At 62.6% G+C, this 13,981-nt stretch carries 15 protein-coding genes; 9 read left to right on the top strand and 6 right to left on the bottom strand.

The features are described 5' to 3' along the window. Window positions 1-82: 82 nt before the first annotated feature. Window positions 83-781 carry a winged helix-turn-helix transcriptional regulator gene (locus ACZ5J0_RS14075; RefSeq protein WP_142938338.1) on the bottom strand — a complete coding sequence of 233 codons (699 nt, stop codon included), beginning with the start codon at window positions 779-781 and terminating at the stop codon, window positions 83-85. Window positions 782-1,041: 260 nt separating this feature from the next. Here ACZ5J0_RS14075 and ACZ5J0_RS14070 point away from each other — a divergent pair, with 260 nt between their 5' ends. The 7 genes from ACZ5J0_RS14070 (at window position 1,042) to ACZ5J0_RS14040 (ending at window position 7,099) form a co-directional block, all read left to right on the top strand. After that, window positions 1,042-1,776 carry a permease gene (locus ACZ5J0_RS14070; RefSeq protein WP_142938339.1) on the top strand — a complete coding sequence of 245 codons (735 nt, stop codon included), beginning with the start codon at window positions 1,042-1,044 and terminating at the stop codon, window positions 1,774-1,776. Window positions 1,777-1,942: 166 nt separating this feature from the next. After that, complete coding sequence (locus ACZ5J0_RS14065) at window positions 1,943-2,542, top strand: nitrobindin family protein (RefSeq protein ID WP_142938340.1); 600 nt, start codon at window positions 1,943-1,945, stop codon at window positions 2,540-2,542. A gap of 62 nt (window positions 2,543-2,604) precedes the next feature. Then, entirely contained in the window at window positions 2,605-3,327 is a 723-nt protein-coding gene (locus ACZ5J0_RS14060; RefSeq protein ID WP_464093317.1) for a flavodoxin family protein, read from the top strand. Window positions 3,328-3,366: 39 nt separating this feature from the next. Continuing rightward, window positions 3,367-4,452 carry a CAF17-like 4Fe-4S cluster assembly/insertion protein YgfZ gene (gene ygfZ / locus ACZ5J0_RS14055; RefSeq protein WP_142938342.1) on the top strand — a complete coding sequence of 362 codons (1,086 nt, stop codon included), beginning with the start codon at window positions 3,367-3,369 and terminating at the stop codon, window positions 4,450-4,452. Then, window positions 4,449-4,841 carry an ankyrin repeat domain-containing protein gene (locus tag ACZ5J0_RS14050; RefSeq protein ID WP_166839897.1) on the top strand — a complete coding sequence of 131 codons (393 nt, stop codon included), beginning with the start codon at window positions 4,449-4,451 and terminating at the stop codon, window positions 4,839-4,841. Before ygfZ ends, ACZ5J0_RS14050 begins: the two co-directional genes overlap by 4 nt. Before the next feature lie 127 nt (window positions 4,842-4,968). After that, a complete protein-coding gene (locus tag ACZ5J0_RS14045; protein ID WP_142938344.1) occupies window positions 4,969-5,598 on the top strand; it encodes a PadR family transcriptional regulator in 630 nt (209 codons plus the stop codon). Next, entirely contained in the window at window positions 5,582-7,099 is a 1,518-nt protein-coding gene (locus ACZ5J0_RS14040; protein WP_142938345.1) for a DHA2 family efflux MFS transporter permease subunit, read from the top strand. Before ACZ5J0_RS14045 ends, ACZ5J0_RS14040 begins: the two co-directional genes overlap by 17 nt. A 116-nt stretch (window positions 7,100-7,215) precedes the next feature. Here the strand turns inward: ACZ5J0_RS14040 and ACZ5J0_RS14035 are convergent, their stop codons facing one another. The 5 genes from ACZ5J0_RS14035 to ACZ5J0_RS14015 all read right to left on the bottom strand — a co-directional run bounded on the left by ACZ5J0_RS14035 (window position 7,216) and on the right by ACZ5J0_RS14015 (window position 11,492). Further along, window positions 7,216-7,965, bottom strand: a complete 750-nt coding sequence (locus tag ACZ5J0_RS14035; protein WP_142938346.1) for a GNAT family N-acetyltransferase — start codon at window positions 7,963-7,965, stop codon at window positions 7,216-7,218. 17 nt (window positions 7,966-7,982) lie between these two features. Next, window positions 7,983-9,008 (bottom strand): 6-phosphofructokinase, encoded by a 1,026-nt coding sequence (locus ACZ5J0_RS14030; RefSeq protein ID WP_018776708.1) that lies wholly within the window; start codon window positions 9,006-9,008, stop codon window positions 7,983-7,985. 199 nt (window positions 9,009-9,207) lie between these two features. Then, window positions 9,208-9,456 carry a PspC domain-containing protein gene (locus tag ACZ5J0_RS14025; protein ID WP_142938347.1) on the bottom strand — a complete coding sequence of 83 codons (249 nt, stop codon included), beginning with the start codon at window positions 9,454-9,456 and terminating at the stop codon, window positions 9,208-9,210. A 49-nt stretch (window positions 9,457-9,505) separates the two neighbouring features. Then, window positions 9,506-9,943: a hypothetical protein gene (locus tag ACZ5J0_RS14020; protein ID WP_464093316.1), complete on the bottom strand. Its 438-nt coding sequence runs from the start codon at window positions 9,941-9,943 to the stop codon at window positions 9,506-9,508. A 1-nt stretch (window position 9,944) separates the two neighbouring features. Next, window positions 9,945-11,492, bottom strand: a complete 1,548-nt coding sequence (locus ACZ5J0_RS14015; RefSeq protein ID WP_464093315.1) for a PspC domain-containing protein — start codon at window positions 11,490-11,492, stop codon at window positions 9,945-9,947. Between the two features lie 125 nt (window positions 11,493-11,617). On the opposite strand from ACZ5J0_RS14015, the gene ACZ5J0_RS14010 reads away from it, so the two are divergent. Next, window positions 11,618-13,225, top strand: coding sequence for an ATP-binding protein (locus ACZ5J0_RS14010; RefSeq protein WP_464093314.1), 1,608 nt, complete (start codon window positions 11,618-11,620; stop codon window positions 13,223-13,225). Continuing rightward, window positions 13,222-13,896, top strand: coding sequence for a LuxR C-terminal-related transcriptional regulator (locus ACZ5J0_RS14005; protein WP_142938357.1), 675 nt, complete (start codon window positions 13,222-13,224; stop codon window positions 13,894-13,896). Before ACZ5J0_RS14010 ends, ACZ5J0_RS14005 begins: the two co-directional genes overlap by 4 nt. Window positions 13,897-13,981: the final 85 nt, after the last annotated feature.

Below are 13,981 nucleotides of genomic sequence, written 5' to 3'. Positions count from 1 at the left end.
CAAGTAGCAAAGAAAAAGGCCAGGATCCTTGTGGATCCTGGCCTTTTTCTTGTCTAATCCAGTGGTCGCTCGAAAACAGCCTTCAGGCTTCGGACAACTCTTCGTCCGTGAGACGGACAAGGGTCAGCCGGTAGCCAACGTTGCGGACAGTGCTGATCAGGTTCTCGTGATCCACGCCCAGCTTGGCGCGTAGCCGCCGGATGTGGACGTCCACGGTCCGGGTGCCGCCGTAATAGTCGTAGCCCCAGACTTCCGTCAGCAACTGCTGACGGGTGAACACCCTGCCCGGGTGCTGGGCGAGGTACTTCAGGAGTTCGAACTCCTTGAACGTCAGGTTGAGGGGCTGGCCGCTGACACGGGCGGTGTAGCTCGCCTCGTCAATCACGACGCCGGCTGCCCGGATTTCGGTCTGGGCTTCCTCTTCGCCGGGCACGGCACGCGCCATGGCGAGCCGAATACGCGCCTCGACTTCTGCGGGTCCGGCCGAGTCCAGCACGATGTCATCTACTGCCCACGCGGACGAGACAGCAGCCATGCCACCTTCCGTGAGGATCAGCATGAGCGGTGCGCTGAGGCCGGTCGCCTTCAACAACTGGGTGAGCGAGCGGGCGCCCACTAGATCTTTGCGGGCATCAAGGAAGACGATGTCCGTGGGGTCGGTCTCCAGGAGGGCCGTGGGTTCTGCCGGGAGGATGTGCACACGGTGGTTCAGCAACTCCAAAGCAGGCAAAATGTCCACCGATGAGCCGGTGCTGTTCGTTAGGAGCAGGATGTGCGACATAGTTCCTCCAATGGGCTGTACGCGCATCATCGGGCGTCGAAACCGGCTTCTCACCGGTCGGTCACAACACATGCGCAGCCTCTACCGTTGTAACGGGATTGCGGCAAACACAGTGCGCTGTTGAAGTCCGAGTATACCCATCAGTGCCTTGCGACACATGGATTCGTGACGGGCAAGCACTGGAATTACGACATATTGGGCCGGCTTAAGGCAGGATTGTCGGGAGGTCGTAAGGCACATCGGATTGAGGTCGGCACACAGTGAAGTCTTGGAGCATCGGGGTATTCGGACTCGTGGCGCTCGTAGCCATCGTGGCCAGCACCTTCGTTTCCCGGGAAGCCATGGTGGGTGCTGGCATCGCGGCGTCCGCGGCGGTGGGGATAGGCTGGCCGCATTTCCTCGCTGTTCCCGCCAAGAAGACGTTGGCCGCCGTTATTGGACTTGCCGGTGCAGGATCGGCCGTCGCCGCTGCCTACATGCCGGCGCCGGGATTCCTGGACGGTACCCCGGCGTTCGTAGCGCTGGGTGTGATGGCGGTGTTCGTGGTCCAGCTCATCAGGGGGACAGGGCAGGCCCAACGCCTGGAGTCCACTCTTGGCTGCTCCGCCGGTGTGTTGCTGAACTGCCTGGGCGCGGGGTGGATCGCCAGCGCGCGATTCAACGGCGTCAAGGAGATGGTCCTGGTGGCGGGCCTCAGCGCGGCAGTTGCCCTCATTGTGGGAATCATTCGCTGGCCGGATCGCATTGTGGCTCCGCTCGGTGTGGTGATGGCCGGACTCATGGGACCGTTGGCAGGTCTGGTCTTCTCGGATATCGCCGTACTTCCCGCAGCCCTGGTGGGCGTGGTGGTGGGATCCGTTCTGGTGTGTTTCCGCCGAATGACCACCCTTCGGCGGGGGCGACTCAATATCCCGGCGGCGATCGGAATGGGCGTGGCGCCCGTTTGGGCTGTGGGGGCCTTGGCTTACTTCATAGACAAACTACTCATCTACTAACGGTTAGGATTGCATCATGTCTGTACTCGCATTTGAAATCTTCTTCCTCGTTCTCCTTGGCCTGGCCAGCGTCGCCATGGCATGGTTTGCGGGTTTTGTCGTCTACCGCCTTTTCAAGGGCCAGAAGTAACCCTTCTGATCCTGCAGCCCAACAGAGGTAATCGTTGTGCCTATTGAGATCCCCACAGATCTGACGCCTGAACTCGTCCCCCTTTCCTGGCTCATTGGTGAGTGGGAAGGCCGCGGCCGGCTCGGCAGCGGAGACGAGGATTCCGAGCATTTTGTCCAGCATGTGTCATTCACGCACAACGGGCTCCCGTACCTGCAGTACAGGGCCGAGACCTGGCTCAGTGATGACGCCGGCGAAAAGTTGCGCCCGTTGACTGTTGAGACGGGGTTCTGGGCTTTGGAGCGGAAGCTTGAAGAAGGCGACGGAGGCCCGGGTCTGATCCCGGCCGACATCGTCCCCGTTCTCAAGACTGCCGACGAAGTCGAGGAGCGGCGCAACAAGGAGGGCGGTTTCGACATCTCCGTATCGATCTCCCACCCTGGCGGAATCACTGAGCTCTACTACGGCCAAATCAAGGGACCCCAGATCCAGCTGAGCACCGACATGGTGATGCGCGGAAGCCACTCCAAGGAGTACACAGCGGCAACACGGATCTTTGGCTTGGTTGATGGCAACCTCCTGTGGCGCTGGGACGTCGCTGCCAGCGGCAAGGCCCTTGAAGCGCACGCCTCGGCATTCCTCAACAAGGTTTCCTGACCCGAGGCCTCACCGTACGTTCCAGCACGCAGCAAGCAAGCAGCCAGCAGAAGGAGCAGAAAGTGAACACCCACCTCAAGCCGGAAGGTTATGAGGGCCTTAAGGCCGTCTTCTTCAATGGCACCCTGAAACCTTCGCCGCAGCTCAGCAACACTGATGGCCTGATCAAAATCAGCCGGGACATCATGGAGAAGCAGGGCGTCACAACCCGGCTCTTCCGGACAGTGGACCACGACATCGCCAGCGGTGTGTATCCGGATATGCGCGAGCACGGATGGAAGACCGATGAGTGGCCGGAGATCTACGGCGACGTCCGCGACGCCGATATTGTCGTGGTCGCCGGGCCTATCTGGCTGGGCGACAACTCGTCCCAAACCAAGAAGCTGATCGAGCGGCTGTACGCCCATTCGGGCGAGTTGACCAGCAAGGGCCAATGGGCGTTTTACCCCAAGGTGGGCGGTTGCCTGATCACTGGCAACGAGGACGGCATCAAGCACTGTTCCATGAATGTGCTGTACAGCCTGCAGCACGTGGGCTTCACCATTCCTCCCCAGGCCGACGCCGGGTGGATCGGTCCTGTTGGTCCGGGTCCCAGCTATCTGGACGAAGGATCGGGTGGGCCGGAGAGTGATTTTACTAACAGGAACACCACCTTCATGACGTGGAACCTCCTCCACATGGCCAAGCTCCTGCGCGATGCCGGGGGCATTCCGGCCTACGGCAACTTGCCGGAGGAATGGAAAGCGGGCACCCGATTTGATTTCGAAAACCCGGAATACCGCTGATACCGGAATACCGCTGAGTCGCAAGGACTTCTACTACATATGACTTACAAGAGCCCTCTGTTGTCGCGCCCCGGCGCCGTCGAGGACACCGGCCTGGACGCCGGCGTCGCCGCTCACTATGGCGAACCGCTGCGTGAGCAGCGCGCCCTGGCAACCGGTACCGCCGTCGTAGATCTTTCGCACCGTGGCGTGGTGACCGTGACTGGCCCGGACCGGCTCAGCTGGCTCAACACGCTCTCGTCCCAACAGGTCACCAACCTTCAGCCCGGTGTTGCCAGCGAACTGTTGCTGCTCAGCGTTCAGGGCCGCATCGAGTTCGATGCCCGCGTCATTGACGATGGCACCACCACATGGCTGATCGTGGAGACTGCAGAGGCAGGGCCATTGGCTGAATGGCTGAACAGGATGAAGTTCATGCTCCGCGTCGACATTGAGGACGTCTCTGAGCAGTGGGCCGTGGTGGGTGCCACCAAACCGCAGGAGCAACTGACCGGGCGCTTGGTGTGGGAGGATCCCTGGCCGCACGTAAGCCCCGGCGGCTACGCCTACAGCATCGTTCCCGAGGAATCGCATCCCGGGCTCGAGCGCCCTTGGTTCGAGTACCTTGTCCCGGCGGCCCAACTGGAGCAATCCGTGGAGGGCCTTCCGTTGGCAGGCGCCATGGCAGCGGATGCCCTGCGGATTGCTGCTTGGCGGCCCCGCCTCGGTGCCGAGACAGACGAGAAGACGATTCCCCACGAACTGGACCTTTTGAGGACCTCAGTACACCTGAACAAGGGCTGCTACAAGGGCCAGGAAACCATTGCTCGTGTCCACAACCTGGGCCACCCGCCGCGGCGCCTCGTGTTCCTGCAGCTTGATGGCTCACAGCACACACTGCCAGCCGTTGGCAGTGTTGTATTTGTCGGGGAGCGCAAGGTGGGTACTCTGACATCGGTGGCGCAGCACTTTGAAATGGGACCCGTTGCTTTGGCCGTGATCAAGCGGTCCGTATCGGCGGAGGAAACCCTGACGGTGATGGACGGTGAAGAACCTTACATCGCAGCCCAGGAAGTGATCGTCGCCCCCGACGCCGGCCAGGTTGTCGGGCGCCAGACCGGATTCCTGAAGGGACCCCACAGATGAGCCAAGCTACAGGCCCCGACGACGAAACGTTGGCCCTGGCCCACGCCCTGTTCGATGCTGCCCGCGAAGGGGACACCGAACTGCTACGAGGCTACTTGAGCGCCGGCGCTCCTGCCACGCTGACCAACGCCGCCGGCGACTCCCTCCTGATGCTGGCCGCGTATCACGGGCACGAGGAAGCCGTACAACTCATCCTCCATCACGGTGCCGACGTCAATGCCGCCAACGATCGCGGACAGACTCCGCTGGCCGGGGCGGTCTTCAAGGGATACACCGGCGTCGCCCGGGTGCTGCTGGATGCTGGAGCAGATCCCGACGCCGGAACTCCCTCCGCGCGCGATGCCGCCACAATGTTCGCCAGGTCAGAGATTCAGGCCCTGCTGGACTAACGCAACTAGTGCTTGGAAAGCCCAGCCGCCTGGCGGCTGGGCTTTCTGTGTCTCCGGGTTCCTTTGCATCCTTATACTCCACGTGGAATAGTTGTTGTGGAGTATTTGATTCGGAAGGGGGTTTGTTATGCCCAAGGCCGCTGCCTTGACCCCACTGGGGGTAGCCGCGCTGGCCCTTTTGGCGGAGGGGCCCATGCATCCTTACGAGATGTACCAGTTGCTGATGGCCCGTCATGAGGACCGCCTCGTGAAAGTGCGCCCCGGGACCCTGTATCACGCCATGGGCCGGCTCGAGGAAAGCCGGCTCATCGAGGCTACGGGAACCGAACGCGAAGGAAACCGCCCGGAACGGACCACCTACCGGATCACTTCAGCCGGACATGTTGCCCTCGATGCCCGTCTGCAGGCCATGCTCTCCACCCCTGTGAATGAATACCCCGTCTTCCCTCACGCAATCGCCGAGGCCCATCACCTTCCCGCGGAGGTGGTGATGGGGCTGTTGGAGGAGCGGGTTGTTGCACTGAATGCCGATCTTGACTTCCTCGTCCACGCCGAAGCCACCGTGACGGGCAAGGGACTGGCCCGTAAGTACTGGATCGACATCACGTACCAACAGGCAATGCGCCGAACGGAGATCGCGTGGATCCGCGGCCTCCTTGAGGAGTTGGGCAACGGGCGCCTGCCCTGGGATGAACCCCAACCGGCTCCAACCGAACTTATAAGCAAACCAAAGGAATCCCTTGGAAAACGTAGCTAAGCCGTGGCCCGCGCTGTGGTCACTCGTGGTGGGTTTCTTCATGATCCTCATCGACACCACCATTGTGTCGGTCGCGAACCCGCGGATCATGGAGGGCCTCAACACGGATATCAACGCCGTCATTTGGGTCACCAGCGCCTACTTGCTGGCCTATGCCGTGCCCCTGTTGATCACGGGCAGGCTGGGTGATCGGTTCGGCCCCAAGAACCTTTACCTGATCGGCCTGGTGGTCTTTACCCTCGCTTCCCTCTGGTGCGGGCTCTCCGGCGACATCACCATGTTGATCGCTGCGCGCGCCGTCCAAGGCTTCGGTGCCGCCATGATGACGCCTCAGACCATGGCCGTGATTACGCGAATCTTCCCGCCCGACCGCCGCGGCGCAGCCATGGGGCTGTGGGGAGCTACGGCAGGAATGGCAGTACTGATCGGCCCGATCCTTGGTGGTCTGCTGGTGGACAGCCTTGGCTGGGAGTGGATCTTCTTCGTCAACGTCCCCATCGGCATCGTGGCCTTTATCCTTGTCACGCGTTTCGTGCCGAAACTGAGCACTCACACCCACACGTTCGACGTCGTGGGCGTGGTGCTGTCCGCCGTCGGTATGTTCTTGCTGGTGTTTGGCATCCAAGAGGGCCAAACCTACAAGTGGGGAACGGTTACCGGGTTCGTTTCGGTGTGGGGTTTGATCATTACCGGACTTGTAGTCCTGGTTCTGTTTGTCGCCTGGCAGTGGCTTCTTGAACGCCGTGGAGGGGAACCACTGCTGCCGCTTGGCCTGTTCAAAGACCGCAATTTCTCCCTGGGAAACAGCACCATCATGGCCGTGGGCTTCACGGTGACAGCCTTCCCGCTGCCCACCATTTTCTACTACCAAACGGTGCGGGGCCTGACGCCAACGCAGTCTGCCTTGCTGATGATTCCCATGGCTGTTATTTCGGGTGCGCTCGCTCCGTTCGTCGGCAAGCTCATAGACCGCGCAAACCCGCGCTGGTTCGCATCCTTCGGCCTCGTCTGCCTTTCCGGAGCATTGTTCTGGACCGCGTCCCTGCTGGGCCCGGACACTCCTATCTGGATGTTCCTGCTGCCCAGCGCATTGCAGGGCGTTGCCAACGCCTTCATCTGGGGTCCGGTGTCCAACGCGACCACCCGCAACCTGGAACCACGCCAGGCAGGGGCCGGTTCCGGCGTTTTCAACACCACACGCCAGATCGGTGCTGTGTTGGGTTCGGCTGCCATTGCTGCCCTCATTCAGTCTCGGCTCGCGGCAGAACTGCCTGCGGCTCCAGCCGGAGCTCCTGCGGGTGAAGCCTCCATGACCGGAGTGTTGCCGGAGGCGCTGCACGCGGGATTCTCGACGGCGATGAGCCAGTCCATCCTGTTGCCCGCCTGTGCGATTCTTCTGGGAGCGGTGATGGCACTGTTCTTTGGCAAGCCCAAGTCGGTGCAAGGCTGGGGCGGAAAGGCCCCCGAGGTACCGGCCGTTCAGGAAACAGTGGGCAAGTAGCGCTGACATTTTCCGGACAACAGCGCAGGACCAGCCCACTTTTGGGGTGGTCCTGAGCTGTTGTAGGGCAGGATCAATCCCTTCCGGGTTCAAAGCCGGGCCAGTTCAGTTCTGTGTCAGCCGAGGATGACGCTGGCGTGGAGCCCGCCCGTGGCAAATCCCAGGCTGCGGGCCATCGCCAGCGCACCGGTGTTACTGACATCGGCCTTCCACTGGAGGGTCAGGCCGGAGGCAAGTGCTTCATGTGCAGCGATGGAAGCGGCCAGGGTGCCCAAGCCTCGCCGCCGCCAGGGAGGTGCAACCAGCACGCCCATATTGGCCAGAATGCCCTCCCACTCGGAATAGGCACCGCAGGCCACCGGCGTGGGCTGATCTTCCTCGGGATGCATGATGGTGAAGCGATGTTCGAGCCCTTGAAGGCCGACCTCGTTGACGTCATCCGGGGGACACAAGCCCTCAAGGCTGATGGCCTCGGGGTTGCCTTGCGAAACCGTCAGTTCTTCGGATGGTTGCTGAAGCGGGAGATCGTCTGCAAAGAACAATGCGGAGGATCCAAGCCCGTGTCCGCCGTGCGAGCGAGTGATGGTCAACAGCGTTACGTGCTGGGCCAGTTCGGTATCGGGGATGGCTGCCGCTGCATCAAGGGCCCACTGCGGTCCCACTAGCGCCGAGACGCCAAACAGGCGAAGGAAAACCAGCGACCGCGCTGCGTCATCCACACGGGTAATGCGGTTGCCAAGGTCGCCTGGGTCCGCCGCGGAAGTGGTGAGCCGGGCAGCTGCGGTGGCGAAAGCGTCGTCGTCGAGCCCCAAACGACGAGCCCACGCCAGCTGGATGATGGCAGCGGACGTGGGCTCTAAGGTCATGGATTCAGCCTAGCCGACTAGCCGAACAGCACAGACGCTTCGTCGTAGCGGTGTTGTGGCACGGTCTTGAGCTTGCCCAAGGCTTCCTCGAAGCCCACATGGGAAATGTCTGTGCCCTTCAGAGCCACCATGGTGCCCCAGCGGCCTTCCACCACGGAGTCGATGGCGGCCATGCCCAGGCGCGTCGCCAGAACGCGGTCGTAGGCGGTAGGAACGCCACCACGCTGGATGTGGCCGAGGATCGTGGCCCGGGTTTCGATGCCGGTGCGGGCCTCGATCTCCGGTGCCAACTGGTCAGCGATGCCGCCCAGGCGGGGACGGCCGAACGTGTCCAGGCCGCGCTCGGAGTGCGGGGACTCCATGTGATCAGGGACGAAGCCCTCAGCAACCACCACCAGCGGCGCACGGCCACGGTCGTGGGCTTCCTGGACCCATTCGGTGATCTGCTCGATGCTGGCCTTCTGCTCGGGGATCAGGATGGCGTGTGCGCCGGCAGCCATACCGGCGTGCAGTGCGATCCAGCCGACGTGGCGTCCCATCACTTCGGCAATCATGCAACGGTGGTGGGATTCGCCGGTGGTGCGGAGCCGGTCGATGGCCTCAGTGGCAATCTGGACGGCGGTATCGAATCCGAACGTGTAGTCGGTGGCATCGAGGTCGTTGTCCACGGTCTTGGGGACTCCGACGATCTTCAGGCCGGCGTCGGTAAGCCGCTTGGCAGCTGCCAGGGTGCCCTCGCCGCCGATGGCGATGATCGCGTCAATGCCCAGGCGTTCCATGTGGGCTTTGATGACGTCGGGGCCTCCACCGTTTTCGAACGGGTTGGTGCGGGAGGTGCCCAGAATGGTGCCGCCCTGCTTGGCAATACCGCGGACCATGGTGCGGGGGATGTCGATGACATCACCTTCAACCACACCACGCCAGCCGTCGCGGAAGCCAACAAACTCCTGGCCGTGGATTGCGATGCCCTTGAGGACTGCTCCGCGGATCACTGCGTTGAGGCCGGGGCAATCGCCACCGCTGGTAAGAATGCCAATTTTCATGTTTGCTCACTCATGGCTTGGAGGAATACGTGCAGAGCGCCACGCTGAGCTCCCCATGATTGTAGACGCGCATGTGGGGTGGGACACAAACGGTTACTTTTGACCCTGGCCGTGCGGTATTGGAAACCTGGCCGAAAACAGCGAAACGCCCCGCCGGCCGGCAGGGCGTTTCGTGTTCTTCGGCCGCTGTAAACGAAAACTACCGGGAACGTTGGCTGATGAAGGATTCGAGCGCGATCTTGTTGTTCTGGTCCGGCAGGAGGAGCCAGCCCAGGATGTAGACCACGAATGCCGGCCCGGGCAGCAGGCAGAAAAGCAGGAAAGCCACCCGAACGTACGCGACGTCTACCCGGAGCTTTGCTGCGATTCCTCCGCAGACGCCACCCAGCCATCGTTGCGGTCCACGCTTCAGGCCGAAGCCCCTGACGATGCTGAAGAACTTGTCCATGGCTACAGCCTTCCCTGTTGTGGTTGCTTTGTCACGTTGCTGCGTGCGGTCACTTGGCCGGACTCTTCGGTGTGCCGGAACCCCTGCGGGCTGCCAGGAGCCCACCGACCACCAGTGCCGCACCGGCACCGATCATCAAACCGATCAGCACGTACGTGCCGTTCAGAGTGACCCATCCGAGCGTAGAGATGACGATCAAGGCCGCGAGGGCGATCACAATCAACCCCCACACCACAGTTCCTATCCGCGCCTGGCGGGGTTCGTCGTCGTCAGTGTGCTGTACTGCGAAGCTGGGCTCCAACGGCGGGGTGAGCGGGATTGGCTTGAGGCTCGGCTTGGTGAGGGCTTCCGTGGGGCGGGTTTCGCGGGGGAGGGCTTCCGTGGGGCGGGTTTCCGCCGAACGTTGCTCCCTGGGCAGCGGTTCTGTTGGCTGCGCAGGCTCAGTCGGCTGCGCGTCGCGTGCTTTGCCTGGCTCGTTGGTGTTCATGTCAGTTTCCTTCCTGGATGGTCACGTTGCTGAACGTGCCGTCAATTTCCACCACGAGGTTGGCTCCCGGCTTTTCAGTGTTGTAAAGCGTCCTCTCGTCCTGGAGGCGCCCACCGCGGTCTGTGCCACGTTCGTTGAGGTTGCCGAACGTCATATCGGCCCTGACCTCAACAGGAACATCGTCGGGGATGATGACCGTGACATTGCTGGCGGTGGCGTCAACCGGAATGAGTACCTCGGAGATCAGCGGAGGCGTTAGGGCGATCTCGCTCAAGTCCACCCGCCCCTGCGCCCCCGTGACGTCAATGCCGAGCCGTGCTTGTTCAATGCTGGTGGGTGCCCAGTTCACGTCGTGGAAGGTGAAGCGGTCGCCGTCTCTGGGGACCACGTTGAAGATTCCGCCAGTGATCAGGGCCGCCACGGCGAGGAAGCCAAGGAAGCCCGAGGTCCGTCCGCGAAGTCCTGCAATGAGGATGCCCAAGCCAAGTACGGCTGCGCCGGTAGCCCACACCACGGCGTTACCCGAGTTACCCAGTTCAATGACATTTCCGGCGTCGAGCGCTTTCAGCGTGCCGCCGGCAAGGAGGGCTGCACCGGCTGAGACTGAGACGATTGCAGCTCCTGGACCCTTGTGCTTAGGAGCGGCGGGTTTAGGCTGCCATTGTTGCGGGGGAGTTGGTCCGTAAGGAGGGCGAGGGCCGGAAGGCCCGGACGGCGAGGGCACGGACCCGGAGGGCCCGGACGGTGTGGCACCTGACCTGCCGGGCGCGCCGTATACGGGTACGCCGGTATTGGTTCCGGTGGTTGTGGAGCCGGTGGTTGTGCTGGACGCGAACTGCGTGGGCGTACCGTAACCCGTGCCGCCGGGAGCCGCGGCATAGGGCGTTGAGGAGTAATTTTGTTGACCCACGGTCGGTGCTCCTTTTGAGGTTTTGTTGCGTTGGACCAGGAAGTAGATGAGGTAGAAGACTCCGCCCATCCAGAAGAGGGTCCAGAACAGGCCGGGCATACCATCCCAGCCCCAGCCCCAGAATCCGCGGCCAAGGCTCGGCAGGCCGATGATGGTGGTGATCAATGCGCCGGTCATACCCCCTGACCAACGGCCCGCGGCGGCTTCCTGTACGTGGATCCGGCCGTCAGGCTCGGGCAGGAGCGCCCAGGCAATGCCGTAAAGCAGCACGCCGACGCCTGCAAAGAGTGCCAGGACAATGAAGATGCCCCGCACGATCAGGGGGTCGATGCCGAATCGGTGGGCCACACCGCTTGCGACGCCGCCAATCCAACGGTCCGGTCCCCGGCGGATGCCTTGATTGCGGATCCAGTCGAAGAAGTTCTGCTGGGAGGTTGCCGGAGCGGTGCCGGTGGGCGGGTAGTTGCCACCGGTGGGACCGGTTCCCGCGGAAGTCCCGGCCTCTCCAGGTGTTCCCGAAGGCGTCCCGGACGTGGCACCGGTGGCACCGGTGGAAGCGCCGGTGTTGGCGCTGGAGCCGGATCCGCTGGCCGTGCTTGGCGTTCCGGGTTCCTCTGGGTTCATGCTGTTCGCGTTCATACTTCGATCCTGCCGCCCAGACCACCCCGCCCTCTACTGGGGGATACCCTGAATGATCCCTGAGGGACCCCCGAACAACACCGGTTTCCCGTCCGGGGCACTCTGATCCGTGTTTGGATTGGTATATGACAACCGCTGTACAACGCCCCACGCTGGTCCGCAGCAGCGACCGCATGATCGCGGGCGTCTGCAGCGGACTCGCCGACCATTTGGGCTGGCCCGTCAACTTGGTCCGGCTTGGCATGATCCTTGCCTGTTTCGCCGGTGGAGCAGGCGTGGCCTTCTACGCATGGTTGTGGACCATGGTTCCCACCGCGGATGAAAACGCCAAGCGCAACGCCCGCCGTCCGGCGTCGCCCATTGCTCCTGCGGTGAGCCTGGCGCCTCCGTCCGTCTCCGCCCCCGCCCCTTCCGTGGCACCAAAAACGTACGACGCCGGCGCGTCGCCGGCGGGGGTCGCCGCACCACCGGTATCCGGTTCCGTCCAGGCCGGCCCTCCTGTTCCTGGTACGGCTTATAGCCCTACTGCCGGGACCATGCCCGGCACCCCTTTGCCCGGTGTGTCTTTGCCCGGCAGCGGTCCTTTGCCGGCTACTGATTCATTGATCGGCGCGGACGCTCCATCCGGTCAGCTTGCGGGCCCGCCCCGTTCGGGCACTGCAGGTGGCAGCAACGAAAGCACGCTGGCGACGTTGTTCTCGTTCCGCAAGATCCACTACGGCAAGGAAATCCTGCTCGGAGCGGCACTGCTCCTGGTGGCCGCGATCTTGATTGCACGCCAGTTGGGCGTTGATGTCCCTTTGGGCACGCTCATTCCGGCAGCCGCCATCCTGGGTGGTGCTGCCATCGCCTGGATGCAACTGGATGAGACCCGGCGAGCCGGGTTGGTGGACAAGACGAAGGCCGATCAAGCAGGTGGATGGACCCGCCTGGCAGCGGGGTTGGCCTTGGTGGTGGCCGGCGTCCTGGTGATGGTTTCCGGGTCTGGATCCTGGGAGCAGACTTGGCTGGCACTACTGGCTTCCGTCGCTGTCCTCGGCGGAGTTGCCTTGGTACTGCTGCCGTGGGGCCTGAAGTTCTGGAAGGACCTCGAGGCCGAACGCGCCGGCCGCGTCCGCGAAACCGAGCGCGCAGAGATCGCTGCCCACCTGCACGACTCCGTACTTCAAACCTTGGCGCTCATCCAGCGGCGTGCAGGTTCCGAGCAGGACGTGGTGCGGCTTGCAAGGGCCCAGGAACGCGAGCTCCGGTCCTGGCTGTTCAGCGACCCCGCCAAGGAGTCTGGCCTCCTCGCTGACCGGATCAAGTTCGTGGCCGCGGAAGTGGAAGACTCCCACGGCTACGCGGTTGAGGTGGTGACAGTGGGAGATACCGAGATGACGGACCGGCATGAAGCCCTGGTCCAGGCCGCAAGGGAAGCCATGCTCAATGCCGCAAGGCACGGCGGCGGAACAGTATCCGTGTACTTGGAGAGCAATACCGGCAGTACCGAGATTTTCATCAAGGACCGCGGCCCGGGCTTTGACCTCGACGCTGTTCCGGACGACAGGCTGGGCGTCAAGGAATCGATCATTGGCCGGATGAAGCGGCACGGCGGTACAGCGGTCATCAACAGCAGCAGTGATGGAACGGAAGTTCGTTTGTCCCTCCCGTCAGCAAATCCGGACACCGGCGAGCAACGGAATGCTGATGCGCGAAACGGTGAACAGCGGAATGGAGAAGCCAAGCAATGAACAACAGCTCTGAAAACGGCGTTGGACGCAGGGTACGCGTGGTCATCGTGGACGATCACACCATATTCCGCTCCGGATTGAAGGCCGACCTCGACGAACGCATCGACGTTGTGGGCGAAGCCGGAACCGTGGAACAGGCCATCGCTGTCATAGCCGAGATCCGCCCCGAAGTAGTGCTGTTGGATGTGCACCTTCCCGGCGGTCTGGGTGGTGGCGGACGTGAAGTCATTGCGGGCTCCATGTCGTTGCTCGCCACCACCAGCTTCCTGGCCCTGAGCGTGTCTGACGCCGCTGAGGACGTGGTGTCGGTCATCAGGGCAGGAGCCCGGGGGTACGTCACAAAAACTATTTCCGGGAAGGAAATTTCGGACGCCGTCATCCGTGTGGCCGATGGTGACGCTGTCTTCTCTCCACGGCTGGCGGGCTTCGTGTTGGACGCCTTTGGAACCGCACCTGCTGACATCGCTGACGATGAGCTGGACAAGCTATCCGCCCGCGAACTGGAAGTCATGCGGCTCATCGCCCGCGGGTACAGCTACAAGGAGGTAGCCAAGGAGCTGTTCATCTCCATCAAAACGGTGGAAACCCACGTCTCGGCCGTGCTGCGCAAACTCCAGCTTTCCAGCCGCCACGAACTCACCAAATGGGCAGCCGAACGCCGCCTCCTCTAGCGCTCTATCACATCTCTCGGGCCTAAACCGGACGCTCTCTCACATCCCGCGCCTTAAACGAAAACGCTCTTCCACCTGTCACGGC

The organism is Arthrobacter sp. DualSoilB13 (assembly GCF_055389195.1).
Note: the sequence above shows the minus strand (reverse complement) of the source record. Positions and strands in the feature narration are given on the sequence as shown.